The sequence below is a fragment of the Paenibacillus sp. FSL R5-0766 genome, from assembly GCF_037971845.1.
Classification (GTDB): Bacteria; Bacillota; Bacilli; order Paenibacillales; family Paenibacillaceae; genus Paenibacillus.
The window spans coordinates 6857944-6883011 of record NZ_CP150227.1 but is presented as its reverse complement, the minus strand read 5'-3'; the positions used below and the strand labels follow the sequence as shown (position 1 = coordinate 6883011).

General features: G+C 46.6%; 14 protein-coding genes. 11 read left to right on the top strand and 3 right to left on the bottom strand.

Going from position 1 to position 25068, the window contains the following annotated elements; genetic code table 11:
- Positions 1-74: 74 nt before the first annotated feature.
- Complete coding sequence (locus tag MKY66_RS29665) at positions 75-3164, bottom strand: ATP-binding protein (protein WP_076217109.1); 3090 nt, start codon at positions 3162-3164, stop codon at positions 75-77.
- Positions 3165-3341: 177 nt separating this feature from the next.
- Between MKY66_RS29665 and MKY66_RS29660 the strand changes: the two genes are divergently transcribed.
- From MKY66_RS29660 to MKY66_RS29625, 8 genes are all read left to right on the top strand, one after another.
- The gene (locus MKY66_RS29660; protein ID WP_076217110.1) at positions 3342-4478 is read left to right on the top strand and encodes a response regulator; all 1137 of its coding nucleotides are present in this window, start codon (positions 3342-3344) and stop codon (positions 4476-4478) included.
- 178 nt (positions 4479-4656) lie between these two features.
- The gene (locus tag MKY66_RS29655; RefSeq protein ID WP_339806606.1) at positions 4657-8466 is read left to right on the top strand and encodes an S-layer homology domain-containing protein; all 3810 of its coding nucleotides are present in this window, start codon (positions 4657-4659) and stop codon (positions 8464-8466) included.
- A 306-nt stretch (positions 8467-8772) separates the two neighbouring features.
- A complete protein-coding gene (locus MKY66_RS29650; protein WP_339806605.1) occupies positions 8773-12936 on the top strand; it encodes an S-layer homology domain-containing protein in 4164 nt (1387 codons plus the stop codon).
- Between the two features lie 339 nt (positions 12937-13275).
- Positions 13276-15384 (top strand): cytoplasmic protein, encoded by a 2109-nt coding sequence (locus MKY66_RS29645; protein ID WP_076213633.1) that lies wholly within the window; start codon positions 13276-13278, stop codon positions 15382-15384.
- 167 nt (positions 15385-15551) lie between these two features.
- Complete coding sequence (locus MKY66_RS29640; RefSeq protein ID WP_076213635.1) at positions 15552-16424, top strand: AraC family transcriptional regulator; 873 nt, start codon at positions 15552-15554, stop codon at positions 16422-16424.
- Positions 16425-16776: 352 nt separating this feature from the next.
- Positions 16777-18402, top strand: coding sequence for a rhamnogalacturonan lyase B N-terminal domain-containing protein (locus MKY66_RS29635; RefSeq protein WP_076213638.1), 1626 nt, complete (start codon positions 16777-16779; stop codon positions 18400-18402).
- A gap of 215 nt (positions 18403-18617) precedes the next feature.
- Entirely contained in the window at positions 18618-19568 is a 951-nt protein-coding gene (locus MKY66_RS29630; protein ID WP_076213640.1) for an SMI1/KNR4 family protein, read from the top strand.
- Between the two features lie 53 nt (positions 19569-19621).
- On the top strand, positions 19622-19996 hold the full coding sequence (locus MKY66_RS29625) for a helix-turn-helix domain-containing protein (protein ID WP_047840975.1): 375 nt from the start codon (positions 19622-19624) through the stop codon (positions 19994-19996).
- A 59-nt stretch (positions 19997-20055) separates the two neighbouring features.
- On the opposite strand, the gene MKY66_RS29620 is transcribed toward MKY66_RS29625, so the two are convergent.
- Both MKY66_RS29620 and MKY66_RS29615 read right to left on the bottom strand, forming a co-directional pair.
- A complete protein-coding gene (locus MKY66_RS29620; RefSeq protein ID WP_076213643.1) occupies positions 20056-21126 on the bottom strand; it encodes an SDR family oxidoreductase in 1071 nt (356 codons plus the stop codon).
- A 248-nt stretch (positions 21127-21374) separates the two neighbouring features.
- Positions 21375-21872, bottom strand: a complete 498-nt coding sequence (locus tag MKY66_RS29615) for a DinB family protein (protein WP_076213646.1) — start codon at positions 21870-21872, stop codon at positions 21375-21377.
- 195 nt (positions 21873-22067) lie between these two features.
- On the opposite strand from MKY66_RS29615, the gene MKY66_RS29610 reads away from it, so the two are divergent.
- The 3 genes from MKY66_RS29610 (at position 22068) to MKY66_RS29600 (ending at position 25067) form a co-directional block, all read left to right on the top strand.
- Complete coding sequence (locus MKY66_RS29610) at positions 22068-22769, top strand: dihydroorotate dehydrogenase electron transfer subunit (RefSeq protein ID WP_076213648.1); 702 nt, start codon at positions 22068-22070, stop codon at positions 22767-22769.
- Positions 22750-23682: a dihydroorotate dehydrogenase gene (locus MKY66_RS29605; protein ID WP_076213651.1), complete on the top strand. Its 933-nt coding sequence runs from the start codon at positions 22750-22752 to the stop codon at positions 23680-23682. Before MKY66_RS29610 ends, MKY66_RS29605 begins: the two co-directional genes overlap by 20 nt.
- Positions 23683-23909: 227 nt before the next feature.
- A complete protein-coding gene (locus MKY66_RS29600) occupies positions 23910-25067 on the top strand; it encodes a response regulator (protein ID WP_076213654.1) in 1158 nt (385 codons plus the stop codon).
- Position 25068 lies beyond the last annotated feature (1 nt).

Here is a 25068-nt window from a genome sequence, read left to right as displayed (position 1 = left end):
GTAGACCTTAAACAGAGCAAACGGATATGGATCGAATAATATGCCGCTGTAGAGTTATAGAACGATCTTATCTCTCAGCCTCTCATGCTGCGGTCCAAAGGGATGACAAAGGAAACTTTCGTACCTTGGCCCGGCGAGCTGACGATGGTCAAACCTTGTCCGTACATCTGGGTCAACCGGCGATGTGTATTGGTTAATCCAATGCCTCCAGTTCCGCCGGCACCTTTCTTGGGCCATGCTAGTGCCCGTTCAATCTGCTCGGGCTGCATCCCCACACCGTCATCCTCGATTTCGATCAGGGTGGACGCTGTTTGGTTGATGATTCGGATATGCACGGTTCCACCCTCAACTTTACTGAGAATACCATGTCGAACAGCATTCTCAATGAGCGGTTGAATGGTGAGTGGAGGCAGGGATAGATCAAGATCCTCTGGAATATCCCAGATAACATTTAGCCGGTCCATGAAACGTTCTTTCTCAATGTAGAGATAGGCGCGGGAGAGATCCAGCTCATGAGTGACCTCAACCATTTTCTCCGAATTGACAAAATGAAAGCTGGTCTGAAGGTACTCGATAAAAGCGTCACCCAGTTTCTGCATTCGCTCCGTATCCATCTCACTAAGAACCATGATTGAATTGAGCGTATTAAAAAGAAAATGGGGCTGAATCTGTGCTTGTAAGTAAGCAGCCTCCATGCGCAGTCGCTCATCAATGGATTGTTTCAGTACAATCAGAGACCCGATGCGATGCCTTAATTCAACGGCATCCACGGGCTTGGTGACATAGTCCGTAGCACCGGCCATGAATCCGGCGTATACATCCGCTGGTTCGTTACGGGCCGTCAGCAACAGGATGGGAAGCTCGGATACCGAATAACGCTTGCGTACGTTCTCGGTCAATTCATAACCGGACATATGGGGCATCATGACATCAGCAATCAGTAAGTCCCACGGTTCCTTATCCAGCAACTCTAGTGCTTCAAGTGCGGAAGCTGCTGGTTGAATGTGGTATGGTTCATTCGCAAGCATGGAGATCAGGACTCGCAGGTTTACAGGATCATCATCGACGGCAAGAATACGGGCGGTAGTCTTATCGTGAGATATGGCTTGCTGCTGCGGTTCTGCAATCGCAACTTCATCAAAGCTGTGAGCGTCCCATCGCTGCTCAGTCTGGTCAGAGAGCGCTTCGGTATCTTCCCGTGGAAGTGAGATCTGGAAGGTCGATCCTTGCCCAGGTACGGATTGCACAGTGAGCTGACCGCCATGGAGTTCGGTGAGCTGCCTGCTGATATTGAGACCGAGGCCGATTCCTCCGCTTAAACGAGCCTCTGGGGTCCCCTGTTCATACGCCTCGAATATTCGCTGTTGTATCTCTTCACTTATACCAACACCTGTATCTGAAACTTGAATCAAGACGTGCTCTCCATGTTCCCGAACAGATACGGTAATCGTACCCTCATCGGTGAATTTGAGTGCATTATGCAACAGGTTGTAGAGCACCTGAACAAGTCTTCTCTCATCGGCTTGAATTAAAGGCAGTGATTCAGGAATATCTACCTTCATGTGGACAGGCCTTCCCTCTGCCATGAATCGGAACATACCGATCACGCCTGGAATGACAGATGCAAGAGATAAAGGTTTCTTCTGGAGCGTAATGCGTTTTTCCTTTAAACGAATGACATCTAGGAGGTCATCGACCAGTTGGGACATGCGTCGGCCGATGGTGACTAACAGCTTCATGTCTTCTGCCTGCTGCCCACCTGATTTACGCCGTTCACGGACCGCGATGCTCTCGGCGATATTGATGATCCCGTGCAGCGGTGTACGCAATTCATGAGCCGTATTCACAAGAAACTGATCCTTCTGCCGATCCTCCTCTTTGAGCTGTTCGTACAACTGCTCAATCTCACTTGAATTGCGGAAGTATTTTCTGAACCAGTAGGCGGAGAAGCCGAATATGGCCGCGATAACATCAATCGGATAATACACGTTGGTGATCTCGCTACGCGAGTTCACAATTCCCCATAACACGCTTGATAGGCTGCTAGTTGCCGCAAAGAGCAAAAAGCTGGCGTCCCTTCGTTTCTCTGCTGCCATTCGGAAGAATAGGTACACAGACCAGCCGATGGCAAACAGATAGAGGAAATCAGAAAGCCCAATCTCAAGTACATGATAGATCAGGGTCACTGGTGCGACTAGCAGAAATAAACAGTAAGCGCCAAGCACGCTGGCATAGATACGGAACAGTGTACGCCCTTGTAGATTATGGGAGAAGCTTCTAGCCATCTGTATAAGGAAGAATGCGAACAACGGATAGGACAATGCCTTGGCCTTAACGATCCAAGTGAAGTTGAGTGGCATCCAACTCAATAACAGATTGTCATGGTCGGAGGCGACCGTTAGGGCAGCTACCAATGTTAGCATCGAGAACGTCAGCAGAGCTCGTTCCTTCCGGATAAACAGAAACATGACAAAAGCGTATAGGCTGTGCAAAATCAGTATGGCGAACGTGATCTTTTGCAGATCGATAGACAATCCTCGTTCACTTCCAATGGCTTCTGGAGAACCAAAATAGAGAGAGCGCGTGATCCCTCCGCTATAAGGATCGTCAAAATTGGCGGTCTGCACCAAAAGATTGAGTTCGGTAGAACCGTTAAGCACATAGGAAGTCGTAAATGCAGTCCTTTCTGGTCGATAGGCTTCGGCATGAGTGGCAGGTTGGCCGAATTCGGCAACAATGGTCCCGTTCATCTCGATAATCGATGAGGTCTGGATTTTCTGACCCCAGAGAGAGACTTCTTTCACAGATGGATCTAAAACTATGCGAAGATGATACGTTCCATATCCGAATGACGATGACGATTGTGGTAATGCATTCCGCCAGTCACCGGGAACTTGAATCCGTGTGGATGGGTTGTCCACTATTTTTATGTCACGATTAGAGATTAACGCCTGGGGGTAAAATTCCCATTCTCCATCCAGGGATATGGGTGAAGCGTTGGCGAGGTCCCAGCCTCGAAGGTCCAACACGCCTTTAGCGGGTTCAGGATGTGCGGGTATAGTGAAAGACTCGGACCATATCCAGCGAAAGCCAAGTAAAATAGTCAGGAATAGAATCGACAGCACTACATATCGGGGTATCTTTTTATAGGTTATTGGTTTCATGGCAGACTTTAGTTTTCGACAGTTTACTTCAAATTCCTGCATGTCCTCTGCCAAAGATGAACATTTTTTTGAATACCGGAACATAGATTCTATATTTAAATGATAGCGGTCCCACGTCAGAATTTATGGTAAAATTATAGATTAAAGGGTGATCAGTGAGCCAGAGGAGTTGTGCATATGAGAGTGATTTTGGTAGATGATGAATATCTCGCTCTGAGCAGGTTGAACAAACTGTTGCAAGAGAGAGAGGATTGCGAAGTTATCGGCTCTTTTCTGACGGCACAGGAAGCCATAGATCAGATCGAAATTCATCTGCCGGAAATCGTCTTCATGGACGTTCAGATGCCGGGGATGAACGGGATCGAGGCGACCGAACGTATCCATGAGGTTTCTCCTGGAACAGAAGTTATTTTCACAACCGCATATAACGAACATGCACTGACCGCCTATGGGCTTGAAGTGCTGGATTATATTATGAAGCCTGTAACGCGTGACCGTTTGGAAAAAACGATGAAGATGTATCAACGCCGAACGGTGTCAGCAAGTCTGAATATAGCAGAAGGGCCATCCATGTTGATCCGTTGTCTGGGGATGCTCCAAGTCCAAGTGCACCCCAATGAGCCGCCAAAACATATGAAGTTTAGAACAACCAAGATTAGAGAGTTATTCGCTTATCTGCTCCACCATCGGAACAAACCGATTAAACGGGATACGTTACTTGAGCTGTTGTGGCCAGAGTTGGAAGAGCGGAGAGGTATATCCAATCTGCACAGTGGAATCCATCGCTTACGCAGCATGATGAACGAACTCATGGGTGAGGATAAGATGTCCATTCGCTATCAACAGTTTGGTTATCTATTGGAAACGGGTGAATTCAGGATTGACGCGGAAGAATGGGAGAGCCGTCTTAACCGATTGCCTCTATTATCTTCGTCTACAATAGCTGAACATCGACAGACCTCAGATCAATATGAAGGCAAATATTATGGTGAGGACGATTACATATGGGCTGAGCTGGAGCGTCAGCGCTTGCATGCACTCTGGCGTAATCATGCCATGGAACTTGCACAATACTATATTGAAATGGGACAGAATACGGAAGCACTTACGCTATATCACCGGGTACAGCAATTCGAGCCATCATTGGAGCAAGTCGGATTGGCCTTAATGAAGACCTATGATCGATTAGGCAATAAAGATCCTGTAATCGCACAATATAATCAGTTGGTCACTACGTTAGAACAAGAGGCGGGCATACGTCCTGGCTTGGAAGTTGAGTTGTGGTACCAGCAATGGAAACAATCAAATAGTTAATTGGAAATATACAGCCTTGCAGCTTCGTTTGCAAGGCTGTTTTTTTGTCGTATTTGCTAGCGAAAGGTTTGGTAAGAGTTTGGTAAGAGGCTATGTGTAGAATAAGCAAGATGAGGGTCAACATTATGTTTTGAGTCAGTAAGCAGTCCAAAAATAACATATTAAGTAGGAGGAACCTATGTACACAGCAAAAATTCGGAAGAAACCATGGCAAAGAATGTCCATGTTAGTTCTTTCCTTTATTCTGGCGATTGGAACGTTACCCATGAGTTTGGCTCAAGCGGAGGCGACTAACGAGACTCCTGTTGGTCCGGGCGGAGTTGGATCCCCTTCACTATGGCTACGACCAGAGCGGGTAAACGGAGTTGCCAGCGGCGAAAAGGTGAGTATGTGGGAAGATCAAGGCAGTAAAATAAATAACGCAACGCAAGACGTGGTCGCGAATCAACCGACCTATTGGGATGATAAAAATCATAATATCAATTTCAATCCGGTATTGGAATATAACGGCACGAGTAGTTTTATGAATCTGGATGTAAGTAAGCTTCCTCAAGGGAAGAGCCCCAGATCGATCATAACCGTTAGCAAAACCAATAAAACGGGAGGCCTCAATTATATCATTTCATGGGGAGTCCAAACGATTGGTTATACGGGTATGGGGATGCTTCAAAATGCTACAAGAGGTGGCTTGACGACATTTAACAGTGACAGGAACCAAACATTATACACCCCTGAAGGATTCTTGGGCACGACATTCCCGAACGAGCAATTTGTTACTTGGACAGGCGGAGACACTGAATTTAACATAGCTAGATTGTACAGTAAAATGAAGCAGGTACAGCAACTAAATGACTGGGGAAAAGATAATGTGAAGCTATGGGATACTGGTAACTCTGGCGGAGCAGTAGTCGGCAAGCTGATCCCAGCAGCAACGGGCATTGAACATTGGCAGGGTACAATTGAAGAAATTATCGTATATGATCATGCTCTGACGGACGCAGAACGCCAAAAAGTCAGCACATATTTGGCTATCAAATATGGCTACACGTTGGATCAGACGACAGCAAATTCATATGTCGATTCAAACATGGCTACGATCTGGGATGCCCAGGAGAACGCAGTCTATACCCATCGCGTTACAAGCATCGGTCGAGATGACCTGAGCGGATTGATGCAAAAACAAGCCAAAGCGCAGGAACTGGGTTCCATAATGACGATTGCATTAGGCAACAGTGTCGAGGACACCAATTCTGCAAATGAAAATGAATTCTCAAATGATTCTTCTTTCTTTACGTTTGGTGACAATGGAGCAAGTACTGAATTCAAAACACCAATTACGAAAGATGGGAAAAAACTGCTTGGGATGGAGCGTGTCTACAAGGTACAGAAAGCAAACTGGACTGAATCACAGATTACACTTCAGGTAGACGAAGCGGGAGCTAACCCGGCTTTGCCTCAATATGTTGTGATCAGCAATGATGCTCAATTTGGTAATCCAAACACATTACATTTGATTGAGAACGGCCAAGTAACCCTTAATACATCAAATTTTGGTCCGAACTCGTACTTTACCATTGCAACTACTGCTACTCCTTTGACGGTACCAGACGTCACACTGACCGACGATGAGTTGACATGGGAAGCAGTTGCGCATGCGGATAAATATGAAGTAACAATCGAACTGGAAGACGGCACGAAGCGGACGGTGGAAGTAACCGGAATGGCGCTTAACCTGTCGCAATTGGTACCATCGCTAGAAGTTGGCACCTACAAAGTGACAGTAACAGCGAAGACGAACAATCCAGCCTATTCAGATTCAGAAGAGTCGAATTCGAAAAATTATGTTGTTGCTATTGATAAGGCGAAGTTGAAAGCTAAAGCCGATGAGATTAACGGTAAAATCGAATCAGGCGAACTGGACGAAGAGGAGTACACACCAGAAACATGGCAAACGCTGCAAGATGCGTTAGGAGTTGCTGAATCCGTGTTCGACGACGAGAATGCAACACCGGAACACGTGGAAAAGGCTTATCAGGATTTGGTGGATGCCCGGAAGGGGCTTACCAAAAAGCCTGGTACTGGTGTCGACACGTCAGTGCTGAAAAATGAACATGATAGAATCAAGGGTGAAAATCTAACCGAAACGGAATATACGGTAGAGAGCTGGGAAGCACTCAAAGATGCGATGAATGAAGCAGAGCGAGTGTTGAATGATCTGACAGCGAATCAAGCGCAGGTAGATAAGGCACTTCAAGATCTGACTAACGCTAGAACAGGACTTACCAAAGTGATTGGTACGGATACATCTACGTTGCAAACACTGGTCCCTTCCGTGGGAAGCTTGTCTCCGGCTTTTGATCCGGCTAAAGACACGTACACCATCTCTGTGCCGAATAGCGTATATCAATTTCAGCTCACGCCAACGGCACTTGATCCACTTGCGAAGATTGAAATAGCTGTTGGAGATGGAGAGTGGAACGAGGTTACAAGTGGTAGTGCAAGTGAGAATCTACCGCTCCAAGTTGGTGGAAATAAGATCGTTGTTAGAGTAACGGATTCACTTGGCCATGTTACGGCGTATAAAATCAACGTGACCAGAGCATCCAGTGACAATGGTAACAATGGTGGAGGCAATAACGGTGGAGGCAACAATGGGGGCGGAAATACAGGAGGTAACGGTGGAAGCACACCAGTACCTACACCTGCGCCAGTACCAACGCCAACTCCGGCACCCGTGAAGGATAATCTGGAAACAACTCGGGATGGTAGCCATCAACCATTTGCTACATCCAAACCATCTGACAACAAAGAAACGTTGGTTCAAGTTGATCCAGCCAAGCTGAATGTTGCCATGTCACAAGGCACAGGGCAACAGTTCGCGATTCATTCACCGAATGATGGGCATATGAAGGTGGACGGTTTGACCCTCGATACTCTAAAACAATTGGTGGATCAAGGTTCCAAACTGAACATTAGCAATCCGCTGGCGATCTATCCGGTACCTGGCGGTAAAATGGACGTGAATAGTGTGTCCAGACAGCTTGGTAATGCAGCGTTGAATGATATTGATGTCCATGTTGATATCGCACGTTCCTCGGATGCTTTGATTGACAGCGCCGAGACAAGAGCCGCATCCCAAGGATACGAGCTACTTGTCACACCAGTTGATCTGGATCTGACGTTTACGAAAGATGGACAGACCGTGCGATCCGGCCATCTGAACGGTTATGCACCGAAGTATATTGCACTTCCGGAAGGTATCGACCCGAACCGGATTACCACAGGCGTAATCATTAATCCGGACGGTAGCATTTTCCATGTACCAACGGTTGTCACGAAGATCGATAGTCGTTACTATGCACTCATTAATGACTTGCGTAGCAGCGGAAGCTACTCGGTTATCTGGAACCCGCAGGATTTTGAAGATGCCAGATCCCATTGGGGCAAAACGGATGTGAACAACATCGCTGCGAGATTAGATCTGCAAGGTAACGGAGATAACACATTCTCACCGAACCTTCAGGTTACTCGTTCCGAGTTTGCCGAGATTGTTGTACTTGGACTGGGCTTAATGCGTCAGGATGCACCACAGAATCTATTCCCTGACGTTAACGATTCCGCATGGTTCCGCTCCGCGGTAGCCCTTGCGAATGAATTCGGTATCGTTCGCGGTTACGATAATGGGAACTTCTACGGTAATCAGGAAATCACACGTGAGCAAGGATTTGCGATGGTTGCTCGTGCCTACCGTCTGATTGAACCGGAAGCGGCAGTTAGCCCAGATCAGATGAACTCTGAACTGGAACGTTACAGTGATGCAGCGGATGTATCGAATTGGGCAAAAGAAGATGTAGCCCAGTTGATTGCAGCCGGAATCATCCAAGGTAACGGGCCGGAGGTGCTGAGTCCAAAGAACACGATGACTCGTGCCGAGGTCACTGCATTGATTGCAAGAATGTTGAAAGTAACAAACTTAATTGATCAATAAACACAATTTAAAACGAAAAGCCTTTGCTGACATTGGGGGTCGGCGAAGGCTTTTTATTTTTTGAACTGACGTTGGAGTTACTGAACTCTATTTGTTTCGTTCTACCGATTAGTATTCACTATCGACCTTGGTAAGAGTTTGGTAAGAGGCTCCGTGTAAAATAAGCGGTGAAGCATTTCGAAATTAACACAATCTAGTAAATCAGACATCCTGAAAGGGATTATGAGAAGAGAATTTACAAAATTAGATATAATCGAAAGGTGTGACAAGTGTTTGAAGAACAATAAGAATTTGCACAACAGCAAAATGACAAGAGTATGGTCAAGGGTTCTTTCTTTGGTGATGGTTGCGAGTATATTGCCTACACCAATTTTGTTTCCAGCCATAGAAGCTCATGCAGATACTGAAAATCCTGCATCCAACAGTACCGCGATTACCGCAGGGGGATATCCGGGTGGTGTAAGCGACGGACTCATATCATGGATTGATGTTGAGCGAAGTATGAATCTGGCAGCTGACGGCAGTAAAATCACTTCTTTGACCGATCTGGTAGATCTGGACCCCAATGTAGAACATGATAATGTATGGAGTATCGTAAATCCTAATACCTTAGTTACAGGTGCCATTAACTTTAACAGCGGTATATTAATTGATGGTAACAAAGGATACTATGTCAGGGAGCCTTTCCATACAACGGATGTCGCTCGTGAGGCATTTTCCATTCAAGGAGCTGCTGCGAGTGGTTTCCCATGGCATTTTGGCGGCCAAGGAAGTACCGACACGTACAGTACAAGTGTAATCAGATCTTCATTTGGCAATGCAGGGAACGACGAATTGATTCGAGATAATGCAGGTAACCCGTATCAGTTAGGGAAAGCAGATATTTTCAATGTACTTCGCACTGAGAATTACTTTGGGATGTATTTAAATCATACGAAGTTAATCGATAAAACAACTGCAGGAACAGCGAACTTTAATAGTGCCTCGAGTGCTACGGGTTACTACTTCGGAGCAGGGCATAATCGAAGGTTTAATGGACTAATATCGGAAACGATATTATATAATCGCGAGTTACAGGACGTTGAAAGAGCTAAAGTGTACAGTTACTTGGGGTTAAAATACGGAATCACTCTGGCAGACAACTATGTTGCCAGTGATTGGAACGGAGTAGAAGGTACTGTTTTCTGGAATTCGTCGAACCAGGCAGATTACAAGAATCGCATTACCGGGATTGGCCGTGATGACTTAGGTGCCCAGAACCAGAAACAATCCAAGTCACAAGGAGTCGGCTCAAATGTAGCCATTGCTCTTGGAGATACGATTCATTCAGATAATGTCGACAATGAGAATACGATGGATAACAACTCCTTCTTTATGTTTGCAGACAAGAGCGCGAACGATACCGTATCTTATGTAAGTGCACCCATCGTGAAAGATGGCTTTCGTGTAAAGATCATGGATCGTTCATATCAGGTGGACAAAACAAACTGGAATGATCAAGATATCACACTTCAAGTGGATGATGCTGAAGGCTTAAAACCAAGCTACATCATTCTTAGCCAAGATGACTCTTTTGACAACAATGATACCTTTTATCCAGTAACGGATGGAAAGGTTACATTAAACAGTTCCAACTTTGCGGACGGTTCTTACTTCACGTTTGCAGCTGCTTATCCGGAACCTAAAGATGCTCACTTGCTAACATCGCAAGTCAATGACGATGGAACTTTGAATCTAACCTTCAATCGTGACGTGAAATCGGATGATTTGAAGGGCTTCACCGTCACAATTGGAGGTACCGTGTATGATAATCTGAGTCAATTTATAGCTAATGGATCTACGATTTCCATTCCTCTGACGGAAGCTCAGCTTGAATCGGGAGAAGAAATTACAATTAACTATGACGGTAGTGGCACGTTGAGAGACGCGTTAACCGGACTCAAGGTTGATGAATTCGATCAGGCTATTCATGCAGTCAATACAATGCCATTAGCGAAAAAAGTGAAAGAAGCCTTAGCTTTATCGAATGGTGATTACACGACTGATTCATGGAATGCATTGCAAACCAAAGTCCAAGAGGCACAGACACTTTTGAGCAATCCTTTGGTAACACAGACTCAGGTAAATGACCTGTTAAGTGTATTGGATAACGCAATCGATGGATTGGTCAAGAATCAACCCAAAGCGGACAGCGGCAGCTTCATCGAGGGCGAAAGCACGATATCCATACATTTTGATAAAAGTATCGAAGTAGTTTCTGAAGTGGATCTAAGTAGTGCATTTACAGTTACGATAGGTGGGCAAACCGTAGAAGTTGTCGGAGCTGTCATCGATGGATCTGATCCTACAAAATTGATTTTGACCTTGCCCGAATCGGTTAAATTATCAAGTGATGAGAAGGTTAACGTTGCTTACAATGGAACATCTGGCTATCTAAAAGGCGAGGGAGCAGAAGGGACATTGGTTCATGATTTCCAATTCGATTTGGAAGACCCATTCGCGAGCGCGCTGAAGATTACTGAACCAGCAGGGAGTACTTCAGATAAGAAGCCAGCGGTTTCGGGTGCGGTCCATACGGATACAGATATGCTGAGTGCAGTGTTGAAAGATGCGGATGGAAATGTAGTTGATGTTGCAGGAAGTTTGATCTGGAATGCTGGGGACCCAAACTGGTCCTATCATCTGGATGAAGATCTGGCACCCGGCACTTATACCGTTGAGGTAACAGCAGTGGACGGAGGACGTTCCGTTACAAAAACGAAAACATTTACTATTGTAAAAGAAGCACTGACACAGCTCAGTCTGACCGATTCATTTGGGAAAAATATTGCGTTGAACCAAGCATTTGATCCAAACCAATTCAACTACGCAGCAACGGTAACCAATGATGTGTACAATCTACGTATTTACCCGACTGCTCCTGATTCTGCAGACAAAATTGAGATTTTGCATGATGGAATCTGGAAGGAAGTGGAGAGTGGCAATAGTAGTGATGATCTTGCACTTAAGGTAGGTTCAAACACAATTGTCATTAGAGTTACAGATACGAATGGCTTGCAGACGGAGTACACTACGGTTATCACCAGAGCATCCAGTGACAATGGTAACAATGGTGGAGGCAATAACGGTGGCGGGAACAATGGCGGTGGAAATACGGGAGGTAACGGTGGAAGCACACCTGCCCCTGCGCCAGTACCAACACCAACTCCGGCACCCGTGAAGGATAATCTGGAAACAACTCGGGATGGTAGCCATCAACCATTTGCTACATCCAAACCATCTGACAACAAAGAAACATTGGTTCAAGTTGATCCAGCCAAGCTGAATGTTGCCATGTCACAAGGCACAGGCCAGCAGTTCGCCATTCATTCACCAAATGATGGGGATATGAAGGTGGACGGTTTAACCCTCGAAACACTGAAACAATTGGTGGATCAAGGTTCCAAACTGAACATTAGCAATCCGCTGGCGATCTATCCGGTACCTGGCGGTAAAATGGAAGTGAATGGTGTGTCCAAACAGCTTGGTAATTCAGCATTGAATGATATTGATGTCCATGTTAATATCGCACGTTCCTCGGATGCTTTGATTGACAGTGCCGAGACAAGAGCCGCATCCCAAGGATACGAGTTACTTGTCACACCGGTTGATCTGGATCTGACGTTTACGAAAGATGGACAGACCGTGCGATCCGGCCAGCTGAACGGTTATGCACCGAAGTATATTGCACTTCCGGAAGGTATCGACCTGAACCGGATTACCACAGGCGTAATCATTAATCCGGACGGTAGCATTTTCCATGTACCAACGGTTGTCACGAAGATCGATAGTCGTTACTATGCACTCATTAATGACTTGCGTAGCAGCGGAAGCTACTCGGTTATCTGGAACCCGCAGGATTTTGAAGATGCCAGATCCCATTGGGGCAAAACGGATGTGAACAACATCGCTGCGAGATTAGATCTGCAAGGTAACGGAGATAACACATTCTCACCGAACCGTCAGGTTACTCGTTCCGAGTTTGCCGAGATTGTTGTACTTGGACTGGGCTTAATGCGTCAGGATGCACCACAGAATCTATTCCCTGACGTTAACGATTCCGCATGGTTCCGCTCCGCGGTAGCCCTTGCGAATGAATTCGGTATCGTTCGCGGTTACGATAATGGGAACTTCTACGGTAATCAGGAGATCACACGCGAGCAAGGATTTGCGATGGTTGCTCGTGCCTACCGTCTAATCGAACCGGAAGCAGTGATCAATCCAGATCAGATGAACTCTGAACTGGAACGTTACAGTGATGCAGCGGATGTATCGAATTGGGCAAAAGAAGATGTAGCCCAGTTGATTGCAGCCGGAATCATCCAAGGTAACGGGCCAGAGGTTCTGAGTCCAAAGACCACGATGACTCGTGCTGAGGTCACTGCATTGATTGCAAGAATGTTGAAAGTAACCAACTTGATTGATCAATAAACACAATCTAAAATGAAAAGCCTTTGCTGACATTGGGGGTCGGCAAAGGCTTTTTTTTATTTTCATTAAATTCTTAAATTCATGTCGTAATACTTTCGCCCTGTTGGCAGATCGTGGAATATGAGATGATGGGTTCACCAGAGGTTCGGGTGACAAACTTCGAACCGCTGGCCTTCAGGCTATTGCGATCCTTCCTTCTACAATCATTGGAGATCATAGGGTCGCAGCTCTCCTGAAGATTTTATTTCAGAGAGGAGGCGTCCAGGCTATCATATTCCTTCCTTCTAACCCTAACCTTTCACGTTATATAGGGATGTGGCTTTCCTGGACTCTTTTATCATGAACAATACGATCTATTTGCGCAGAGCGAACAAACTCATTATCGAATCAAACGAAGGGGAACAACAGTTGCCGAAGACACATCTGGCGACTGCCCTCAAAAATATTGAAGCACTCGGATACACCTTCTCGGATGAGCTAATGCAGGCGATGCGGCAGCTGTCCAAGGAACAATTTGAAGCAGTATATATTCAACTTGAGGCTGATCTGAGAGTCATGGTCGGCGCACATGTGAAATACAAACCGATGTATGCAGGATTCCCGATGCAGGTGATGCATGCGGATGAAGCGGAGTTATACCTTAATGCAATTATTCATTATCTGACCAACCTGAATGTGGTCTATCCCGATCAACAATGTGTGGAGAGAATGCCTTTGCTGGAGAAGACGGACTTGAAAGTCATTGGTTTGGGAAACCAGCAAGCATTCCAGAAACTCATCCGTCAGATCATTGAAGCAAAAGGTTCCATCTCGGAAACTGACAAGGCCGATATCGACACGGTATTGGAGCATGCAGACCCGGAAGACGTGAATGCGCTATTACCCGCTGAGATTCCGTTCAAAGAAAATGTGGGCTTTGTGGTTGCCTCGCTGTTGAAGCATGAAAAAGCGAACATCGACCGGATCGGTCCGTATTTCAAAACGGCAAGTGATGTCCTCCGTCTAGCTGTTGCTTGGTCCGATGGTGATGTCAGCCTCGCAATGGCTTCTCCCTTCCGAAAATTCAAACGCCGTGAAAGACGCCTTTTGCTCGGATTGCTGGAGCAATGCGGCTCCATCACGGAGGATATGCTGCGATATAAAAATCGCTGGATTCGCCTCGGTGAAATTCTGCATCCTTCGGAATATAAGCTTCGGTATCCACGATGCGAGGAAGCCTTTGATATTTTGCGTAATAATAAACCGTATTCGACCTTCAACGGAAGTGTGGAGCTTGCCTTCCAATATCGGAATGTCTGGAGTCTGATTGATCTGTTGTCACAGCGTCCAGGTGAATTCGCGAGAAGACTGGATCACTTGCTGCGGATGACCGAAGATGAAGCGTATGTACTGCTGGCATTCGGGGAGGTATTGGAGCAAGTATCTACCCCGGTCTTGTTGCAAGTGAGACAGCATTTTACACAGCGTAATGAACCGCAGGATCTGCGTGTCTTCTTCCCAAAAGGCAATGTAGCCAAAGCTTTTGCTGTTCCGAATGAGCTGCCAGACATCGATGAAGCCACGTGTCAGGAGGTCGTGCAGTTATGCGAACGGGCGCTGGTAGAGCGCTTCGCTGTCCTTCCCACGCTTGGAAAGACCTATGTCGATCCACAGCTTCATGATTATCTGGTACCCTTTTCTCAGAGATCGGCAAGCAAGGCTCTACGTACCATCGTTCGTGGAAGCCGTGTGCCGATGGCAGAGGGTGATACCATTCGATTCTTCAACTGGTGGAAAGAGGGGGACGTGGATGGAAAGTCTACAGGGCGCGTGGACATTGACTTGTCTGCGGTGATGTACGATAAGGACTGGAACTATGTGGAGCATATTTCCTATACGAATCTGCGATCCTCTAACTATAAGGCTGTTCATAGCGGAGATATCGTGACAGCACCTAACGGAGCAAGTGAGTTCATTGATCTGCATATTCCATCCATCGTGGCCTATGGTGGACGATATGTGGTGGCAACCCTGCTTTCGTTCACCAGTCATCCGTATTGTGATCTGCCGGAATGTTTTGTAGGCTGGATGATGCGGAAGAAGCCAGGGTCTGGAGAGATTTTCGAACCGTCCACCGTAGCGAACAAAATCGATATTACTGCTGATACGCAGATTGCGATCCCTGTCATTATGGACATGGTCGAACGCACCGTCATCTGGACAGACCTGGCGCTGACAAGCCATCCCGATTACTACAATAATGTGGAAGGCAATCAAAAAGGCATGGTCCTGATGGGTAAAGCACTAACAAATTTACGCAAACCCGATCTGCATGACTTGTTCATGCTCCATGCCAAAGCTAGAGGAGAGCTGGTGGATACAATGGATCAGGCAGATACGATCTATTCGGTGGATCAAGGCGTTACTCCGTATGATATCGAGCAGATTATGGAGGAGTATCTGGTTTGACCTGTTTGACTTGACTACTGGTGATATGTGAATATCAAAGTTAGAAAAGAGTAGCTGATGCTGCTCTTTTTTCTGTTTAGATGCAAAGAGCCTACAGAATGGTGCAGGTAATGTCGGATGCAAAGAGAATGACTTTGCTAAGCTTAAATTAACGTGGGAGGGATGATATGGATACGCTGAGGCGGTTAAATGAAGCCTTGAATTATATTGAGGAGCATCTGATGGATGGCGTGGACATGAAGGAGATTTCCCGGATTGCCTGCTGCTCGGAGTATCATTTTACACGCATGTTCTCTTTTCTTAGTGGTGTAACGCTCTCGGAATATATTCGGCGTCGCCGCTTGACGCTTGCTGCCATGGAGCTAAGTCAAAGTGACAGCAAAATCATTGATATTGCGCTAAAGTACGGGTATACATCGCCGGATTCTTTCACTAGGGCATTTCAAAGCATGCATGGCACTACGCCCTCCGAAGCACGAAACCATGGCCCTTCCCTTAAAGCCTTCCCACGGATGACATTTCAACTGACCATTCAAGGAGGAAGCGAAATGAACTACCGTATTGAAGATAAAGAGGCGTTTCGAATCGTGGGTATTCGTAAAAGGGTGCCAATTGTATTTCACGGAGTTAATCCGGAGATCGCGGCGATGTATCAGAGCCTTACACCGGAATTGATCGATACCATCAAGGGGGCATCGAACGTCCAGCCTCTGGGCTTAATCAGTGCTTCAGCCCATTTCAGTGAGGGGCGGATGGCAGAACAAGGAGAACTGGATCATTACATTGGCGCAGCTACGACAAAAGATACGCCTGAAGGACTGGAACAGCTCGAGGTTCCTGCTTCAACGTGGGCTGTATTTACTGTCGTTGGCCCGTTTCCAGGCACGCTTCAGGAGGTGTGGGGCCGGATCTACGCGGAGTGGTTTCCTTCATCGGACTATGAGCTGAGTGAGGGTCCGGAAATGTTATGGAATGAGCACAAGGATGTTACTGTAGAGCAATATAGAAGTGAGATATGGATACCTATTCGGAAGAGATGATACTGTCTCTAGCTTGGTATCTGCGGGCGCAGCTTTTTGAAGCTGCGTTTTTTATTTTCAGAAATTGCTATCAGATATACGAGTCGTTTTCATTGCAAGTATATGTAATATAATGGTATTATTTTATTGGAATTGTAAGAATACTTGTAGTTTGAAGAGTGATTTAAAAAGGGGGTGGAGAGATCAGGTTTACATGAAGTGATGATTTTATTTTATACGAACGCAGACATAACATTTCAGTGATTATGGACATGCCCGCATAGCAGACATATCGATACGAGACGGAAGTGTCAGTTATTATACATTATAATGTAAGCGCTTTATTAAATGGAATCCAGGGAGGGATTTACTCATGACCAAAAGTATAGTGAGAAAGGCGCTTGGTTTGTTTTTAATTGTCGTTATGATCGCAACAGCTGTTGTATACCCTGCATCTACCGGACACGCAGCAACCATTAATGTTACGGATAACGGCTCCAGAATTGAGGTGAACACCGGTTCAGGGTTAGTCTATGTGGTGAACAAAACCAATGGGGATATTATCTCAGCCAAAATGAACGGTACGGAGCTGAACAGCAATAGAGGATCGCACATTGGTTCAGGTTTGGGTTCCTCCGCCAATGTGACTTGGAATACCTCTCCTTCTGGATCAACCGTGTTAATCACGGTATCCACGAGCACACTGACTCACTATTATGCTTCGCGTGGTGGCGAGAATATCATATACATGGCAACGCATATCACGGCTCAACCTTCGATCGGGGAGCTGCGGTACATTTTCCGTGGTAATGGTAGTGTGTTGACAGGTGTTCCGGCAAATTCAAACAACCGGGGTAACACTGGAGCGATTGAAAGCCAGGATGTGTTCGGGTTTGCAAATGGTCAGTCGGCCTCCAAATATTATGGTAATGATCAGGCCAAAGACTTATCGGTTCGTGGAGTTACGGGTAATGGCGTCGGTGTATTTATGGCCTACGGGAATCGGGAGAAAAGCTCCGGTGGACCATTCTTCCGTGACATCCAGTTCCAAAGTGGAACAGAGACAGAAGTATATAACTATATGAACTCGGGACATGCACAGACGGAGAATTGGCGCCTGGGTCTGCATGGACCGTATGCTTTGATCTTTACAACCGGAGGTACGCCAAGTGTACCCGACTTCAGCTGGATGTCTGGTCTGAATCTGCAGGGTTGGGTATCCAGTCGGGGGAACGTGGTACTCAATGGTCTCTCCGGGATGGATACAGGGTATGCTTACACAATTGGGTTCGCCAATAGCAATGCCCAGTATTGGGTGGGGACGTCTTCAAGTGGGGCGGCCGCCAAATACAGCATGATCCCGGGCACGTACACTATGACAGCTTATAAGGGAGAACTGGCCGTATATACGGAAACGGTTAATGTCACGGCAGGACAAACGACGACACTGAATACACGTACGATCAACAATGATCCAAGTAAAGCCTCTAACATCTGGCGAATCGGCAACTGGGATGGTACACCACGGGAGCTCCTGAATGGACAGACGATTCCGATTCGTCACCCATCCGATAGTCGCAACCCAAGCTGGGGACCTGTCACCTATGCTACCGGTAGCGCGACCAATCGATTCCCGGCAATCCAGTTCCGTGGTCAGAATTCTCCAACCACAATAACGTTTAATTTGAATGCATCTCAAGCGGCATCTTCTCATACGCTCAACATCGGGATTACCGCTGCCTACAATAATGGCAGACCTAGTGTAACGGTTAATGGACATGCTTTAACCAATCCTGCTGCATCTTCACAGCCCAAATCTCGCAGCTTCACCATTGGTACGTATCGTGGGAACAACACAACCTTTAGCTGGAATGTTCCAGCATCCTACTTCGTGAATGGTTCCAATACCATCACGATTACGCCGATCAGCGGTTCCAGTGACTTGGGTAACTGGTTAAGTGCAGGTTGGGTCTACGATTGTGTTGAGTTGCTGAATTGATTGAAGAATGCAATGTAGTGGAAGGAATATAAGGAGGTAGCCTGCCTGGTTTTCTTAACCGGGTTCAGGTTACCTCTTTTAGCTTTGTCATCCGAAATGAAAAGATATCGATTGATGATATCCCTAAGGATCTTGCTTTGCTGGAGATGGTGATCCGGATAGTGGTATAATTTTCAATACGTAATGATGAGAGAATGAACGGGGAGGGCAAAGGAATGAGAGACGATCTGTTGGTTCAATTGCAAGAATGGCATGAAGAAGATGAATTTCAGGAAATTGTAGATGCAATTCAAGCCATTCCTGTGGAAGAAAGAGATTATGAGCTGGTTAACCATCTGGGACGAGCGCTGAATAACTTGGAACAGTATGAAGAGGCGGTTGAACAATTCCTGACGGTTGCTAAAGAGGGCACAGGTGACCCACTCTGGCATTATCGGATTGGACTGGCTTATTATTATCTGGAGCAATATGCTCATGCGCTGCAGGCGTTCGAAAGAGCGGATGAATTGGATCCTGAAGATGAAGATACACTGGAGTTTCTGGGATGGATTCGAAGCAAAATGGAGGAGCCGTCCGAATCTGAACCTGAAGTTGAAACGGATCCAGAGGCTGTTGAAGAATTCCGAGTACCCGTTGACGTTGTAGCGACCTTTGAAGCAGTTCCCAGACCGGCTTCCGGCGAATTCTGGAACGATAGTGAGCAGGCACTGGAGCACTATGTGTCCAATCCGCCGAGTGATGGTCTCATTGAGTCTGTGGAGGAGCAATTGGTGTTCCGACTCCCTGCCTCCTACATTGAGATGATGAAGCTACATAACGGTGGCATTCCGTACAATCGTTATTTCCCTGTAGCGAATACAGATACGGGAGCTACGGATTATGTTGAAATTGAAGGTATATTGGGCATTGGCCGTGAGAAGCCTCGCACGTTAGCTGGTGCACAAGGCAGCTGGACTTTGATTGAACGTGAAGGTTATCCGGAGATTGGTGTGGTCATCGCGGTATCTCCTTCGGAGTCAGGGGTTGTCATGCTCGATTATCGTTCATTCGGTAATGACGGAGAACCTGAGGTCGTTTATGTGAAGAGGGAGCATCCCAAAGAGATCATTCCGCTGGCACCGAACTTTGAGACGTTTATCCAAGGGCTGATGACTCCAGAAGTCTAAAAACTCGACATAGATTCTATAAACTGTTGTGTGGAAGGGAGACAGAAGGTGATATGGAGGAACCGCTCAAAGTATATAACACCGCAGTGGAAGCTTTTCTTGAAGTAATCGGGGGAAAGTGGAAGCCTGTTATTCTATTCCATCTTACCTTTGGCAAGAAACGTAATGGTGAGCTGATGAAACTGATCCCTGCGATCACCCAGAAAGTGCTGACTCAGCAACTTGGTGAATTGACGGAGGCGGGGGTTATTGTCCGTATTTCCCACCACCAGGTCCCACCTAAAGTGGAATATGAGTTAACAGCGTATGGATGGAGCCTTAAAGAGATTCTTCATCTGATGTGTAGGTGGGGCGATATACACGTGGAGAATGTTTATGGTGATCGAGGAAAAATTCTGTTTAAGCCGCCAACTACTACTGACCGTTGAGGACTTGTATAAGCCGATTCTGCAATTCAGGAATCGGCTTATTACGCATTTTATCTACTTTACGGAAGGATCTTGCGATCACGCAGATTTCTGAAGATATCCATAAACATAGTCTCCGTGTCAATGAAATCATGGAATCCGAAGCGGCGAGCTTTGGAACCATCTGCGAAGAAATCGTAATCCCACGAGAAGACAAAGTCACCAAATGCCCAGGAAGAGACATCGTCATAAGGGGTGTTTACTAAACCATACTTTTCAATCATGGAATTCCAAAGATTCTCCTTATCTGCCATCACTGTTGCAAGTGAAAGGGGCAGTGGAGGTGCGGTTTCCAATTCGAAAAATGCAGCGATTTTGGGCCATAGTTCATTCCAGCGAAACAGATCACCATTAGTGATATTAAATGCCTGATTGGCACAGCGAGGTTCGGTTGCTGCCCATACGGTTGCCTGAGCCAGCAATGTTGCATCAGTCATTTCAAGAAGCGAATGATACGCTCCTGCTTTCCCGGGGAATCGTAATGGCAAGTTAAGCTCCTTGGAGATAGACGCATACACGCCAATAACCATGGCAAGGTTCATTGGATTACCCAGAGCGAATCCACATACCACGGAAGGGCGCAGGGCTGACCAGGTCCAGCTGCTTCCGGGTTGCCGATCCTCGAGAAACTGTTGCTGATCGACATTGAATTCAGGAGGCATGTGATATGCGTCCGTTTCTTTGGCAGGTGTTTTGAATGGGCCCAGATGTGCACCGTACACTTTATATCCTTGCATTAGGCTAATATGTTGGAGATTTGAAGCGATCGGTTCGATGGTATTCACGACATTGACGAGCATGGCCAGGTTGGGCTGTACCAATTCGGCCCAAGTTGGACGATCCTGATACGCGGCGTAGAAAATATGCGTAACGGTCGTTAAATGACTCAGTTTGTCTTGTGTGTCTGTTTCGTTCAGTAAATCAGCTGATATATAACGCAACCCAGGGGCATCTTCCCCTCCGCGGCGAGATACACCAATGACATTCCATTGCGGAAGTGTCATCAGATAATCGATAAGGTTTCTTCCAATAACGCCTCCAGCACCAATGACAAGTGCGGTGTAACGGGTAACGGATTGTTCGGGTTTCAATGGACATGCTCCTCTCTTCTTCTGTTCATATTGTGGGTCAGAAAAAGAAGGATGAGAAGTACGCACCTCAAAGTCATATACGTACTTTGAAGTAATATATGAGCCTGGAGCAGGATATGAGTGTTAAAATTTGCACTTCAATGGATATTACTTGCCTATAACCACAAGAAGCTGTAAAAGGAACAATTGTCCTTTCACAGCTTAGATGTGTCTGTATATTCGTCCAATAGATCTGTTGTAAATATGGCTTACGCCGGATATCCGCCACCTGGAGGCGGCCATGCGCCGTAGAAGCGGCGCAGCAGAACAATCTCACCCAGATGGTACGAGTTATGGGATGCGATATTGCGCAGAAGTCCTGCCTTGGTTTCACCCGGGAAATAGAGCAGTGGATCATCTAATTGTGCAGACTCTGCAATGGCTACGGCTTGATCAACACCATCCAAGAATGCCTGAATATCTGCCTTCCACGTGGTTTCGTCCTGTGGACCCTTCTCCTCAGGCCAGCTTTCACTCACATTAGCAGGGAGCTGTGGTTTGCGTCCTTCCAAGTGATCGAGCATGAATTGCTGCCAGTAATGCATGTGCTTCACCAACTGATAGATCGTATATGGCATGGCATCGTGCGTACGAGCAGCAAGTGTGACATCGATATCTGGTAAAGCTGATGCAATACGAATATGTCCACGTTCCCCAACCAGTGATTTTACCAAGGCTTGTCCAAATAAATGATTTGCGTCCGACATGTCGGGTCATCCTCTCTTATAAACCGGATTGAGTATTTTATCTTCTGAACATAGTATACAATTAAATTTTGCAAAACGAAAATGATCTACTGGATACCCGTGCAAGTGGTCTGGAACTTCACTGAAAATATGTGAAAATAATCACGAAAAAGTGGTTTCTTTTACGTTATAGTGAGTGGTTAGTGGAGGGGGTATATGGCTATGATCATATCGAATGAAGAATTGGTTCCGGGCATATATGTGATGAAGATTGAGGGCAATTACAAAGGTCATATGGGGCAGTTCTACATGCTCCGTAGCGGGAGGAATTACCCCCTGTTGCCCAGACCGATTAGCATCTATGATATCGGAGACGGTGGAATCACCTTTTTATATCGTGTTGTTGGAGAAGGCACACGTCAGTTATCCCTGCTACAGCCGGGTCAGGAGCTTCAACTGGAGGGGCCTTTCGGCAATGGTTTTCCGCAGATTGAGGGAAGTCTGGCGCTCATTGGCGGTGGAATGGGCACAGCTCCATTGCTTCTGGCAGCCAAGCATTACCAGAAATCACATGTGTATCTGGGATTTGCCCAGCAAGCCTTCGGGGTTGAGGCATTCGAGGCCGTGGCTCCATCTGTGCAGGTCAAGGTAGGCGGAAGTATTGTGGAGCAGGTTGATCCGGCAGGTTACACTACTATATTTGCCTGCGGTCCGACTCCAATGCTGCAAGCTCTTGCGCTGAAAACGGCGTGCACGTCTGCTCGTTTATATATTTCCACAGAGCGGCATATGGCCTGTGGCATTGGCGCCTGTCTGGGTTGCACAATACGTACCCATGCAGGCAATCGCAGAGTGTGCAAGGAAGGTCCTGTATTCCCGGTGGAGGAGTTGAAATTTGATGCTCTCCATGGCGTGTAACATTGCTGGTGTGTCTATGAAAAATCCGATCATCATGGCTTCAGGCACGTTCGGATTCGGACGTGAATATGCGGAATATTACGATCCTGCGGTATTGGGCGGCATCGCTGGCAAAGGGCTCACTCTGCATCCGAGGGCTGGAAATACAGGCTCACGGATCGATGAGACAGCATCCGGGATGCTCAATAGTGTAGGGCTGGAGAATCCGGGGATTGCCGCCTTTTTGCAGGAGGAACTGGATGAGATGATAAAGTGGGATACGGCGGTGATCGCCAATGTGGGTGGTGCCAATCTGGAGGAATACGTTCAGGCTATCGCTTTAATTACGGAAAATGCACAGAAGCGGCGTACCATGCATTGCCGGGGCGTGGATATGATCGAATTGAATATCTCCTGTCCCAATGTGAAGCAGGGCGGGATGCAATTCGGCATTCAGACGGAGACAGCTCGGGAGGTCGTGAGGCAGGTACGGAATGTGACGACACTTCCGCTGGTCGTCAAGCTGTCTCCCAATGCAGAGAATATTACGCAGATGGCATACATGTGTGAGGAGGAAGGCGCGGACGGCGTCTCGCTGGTCAATACCTTTTCGGCGATGAAAATTGATATTCGTCGCCGTCGCAGCGTTTTTGCGAATACGTATGCCGGTCTTTCCGGACCAGCCATCAAGCCGATCGCCCTGCGCATAGTGCATCAGGTGGCACAGGCGGTGTCGATTCCGGTGATTGGCATGGGAGGTATTTGTTCGGTGGAGGATATTGTGGAATTCATTATGGTTGGAGCATCGGCCGTCCAGGTAGGGACGTATAATTTTGTTCATTTGCGTGCAGGAGCTGAGTTGGTGGAAGGACTTGAACAATGGATGCAGCGGGAAAAGGTGTATTCATTGGATGAGATCCGGGGAGTAATATAAATACAGGGTACATTCATTACATGCAGGCCATAAGCTGTTTTCGGTAGGTATACCGGGGACAGCCTCTTTAACGTTGTTTTGAAATGAAGTGCTTCTCGCTTGCTTGGTGAGTTAATTCACGTTGAGGAGAGAGGTGATTCTGCCAGATCTAAACGAAAGGACTGCAACTTCCATGTTATAATCATAGAAATGTACTTTAAGACATTGGGGTTGAGGAGGAAGCTCCTGTGAAAGTGATATTGGTTGACGACGAACGTCTAGCGTTGATAGGCCTTCAAAAATCACTAGAAAAAGAAGTAAGCGGCATTGAAATTATTGCTACATATATGAATCCAACAGAGGCTGTGGCGGGTATTGTGGAGCACCGTCCCGATGTTGTATTTCTGGATATTCATATGCCGGAGATGGATGGTATGGATCTCGGAAGACAGATTCAGGCGGCAACACCGGGCACCGAAATTATATTTGTGACCAGTTACGATCAATATGCGGTGCATGCTTTCGAACTACAGGCTTTGGATTATGTGATGAAGCCCATCCAAAAGGATCGATTGAAGCAGACGGTAAGCCGCGTAAGAGAGAAACTGAGCGTAAAACGCGAGCAGCGGTCAAAGGATACAAACGTACCTTTAATTTGCTGTTTTAATCAGATTCAGTTTAAGCTTCCAGGAAAGGATATCCAGGTTGCCAAATGGCGTACAAGCAAGGCGCAGGAGCTGTTTGCATACTTGCTTCACCACCGGAACCAGGTCGTCCATCGCAGTGTTCTGCTGGAGCTTCTGTGGCCGGGAATGGAAGAGGAGAAGACGGCACACCAACTCTACACTGCGATTTATCATGTCCGCCAAACCCTGAAAACTTGCAATATGGATATGATCACGATTCAGAGTGGACACCTGGAGGCAGGTTATCGACTCGAATTGGGTGAGGCTCAGTTGGATAGTGAGCAGTGGGAACGGGAAATCAGGCAATGGAAAGTCGTAGACGCAAGTACCGTTCATGCCTATGAGCAAGCGCTTCATCTATATAAGGGTACCTATCTTGGCAATTATGAATACATGTGGGCTGAACCTGAGCGGGAAAGATTACGCTATCTTTGGTTGTATCATATGAGACAACTAAGTCTGTACTACCAGCAGCATGGGCTGGCGGAGAAAGTGATCGAGAGTACACAACGTATCCAGCATATGCTTCCGGATGAAGAAGAAAGTTATTTTATGCTAATGAAGTTATATGATGAAATACACAACGATCTCGGTGTGGAGGAGCAGTATCGTCTCTTAACCACCAGAATGGAGCAAGATTTGGAGATACCGATCAGTGAGGACATTACCGAATGGTATCAGGACTGGAAGCTCGGTTTAACCAAAGTCATGAGAAGATAAT

What these genes read in the sequence shown, in the direction of transcription:
- MKY66_RS29665 (WP_076217109.1), bottom strand. Translation starts at nt 3,164, where the DNA reads ATGAAACCAATAACCTATAAAAAGATACCCCGATATGTAGTGCTGTCG.
- MKY66_RS29660 (WP_076217110.1), top strand. Translation starts at nt 3,342, where the DNA reads ATGAGAGTGATTTTGGTAGATGATGAATATCTCGCTCTGAGCAGGTTG.
- MKY66_RS29655 (WP_339806606.1), top strand. Translation starts at nt 4,657, where the DNA reads ATGTACACAGCAAAAATTCGGAAGAAACCATGGCAAAGAATGTCCATG.
- MKY66_RS29650 (WP_339806605.1), top strand. Translation starts at nt 8,773, where the DNA reads ATGACAAGAGTATGGTCAAGGGTTCTTTCTTTGGTGATGGTTGCGAGT.
- MKY66_RS29645 (WP_076213633.1), top strand. Translation starts at nt 13,276, where the DNA reads ATGAACAATACGATCTATTTGCGCAGAGCGAACAAACTCATTATCGAA.
- MKY66_RS29640 (WP_076213635.1), top strand. Translation starts at nt 15,552, where the DNA reads ATGGATACGCTGAGGCGGTTAAATGAAGCCTTGAATTATATTGAGGAG.
- MKY66_RS29635 (WP_076213638.1), top strand. Translation starts at nt 16,777, where the DNA reads ATGACCAAAAGTATAGTGAGAAAGGCGCTTGGTTTGTTTTTAATTGTC.
- MKY66_RS29630 (WP_076213640.1), top strand. Translation starts at nt 18,618, where the DNA reads ATGAGAGACGATCTGTTGGTTCAATTGCAAGAATGGCATGAAGAAGAT.
- MKY66_RS29625 (WP_047840975.1), top strand. Translation starts at nt 19,622, where the DNA reads ATGGAGGAACCGCTCAAAGTATATAACACCGCAGTGGAAGCTTTTCTT.
- MKY66_RS29615 (WP_076213646.1), bottom strand. Translation starts at nt 21,872, where the DNA reads ATGTCGGACGCAAATCATTTATTTGGACAAGCCTTGGTAAAATCACTG.
- MKY66_RS29610 (WP_076213648.1), top strand. Translation starts at nt 22,068, where the DNA reads ATGGCTATGATCATATCGAATGAAGAATTGGTTCCGGGCATATATGTG.
- MKY66_RS29605 (WP_076213651.1), top strand. Translation starts at nt 22,750, where the DNA reads ATGCTCTCCATGGCGTGTAACATTGCTGGTGTGTCTATGAAAAATCCG.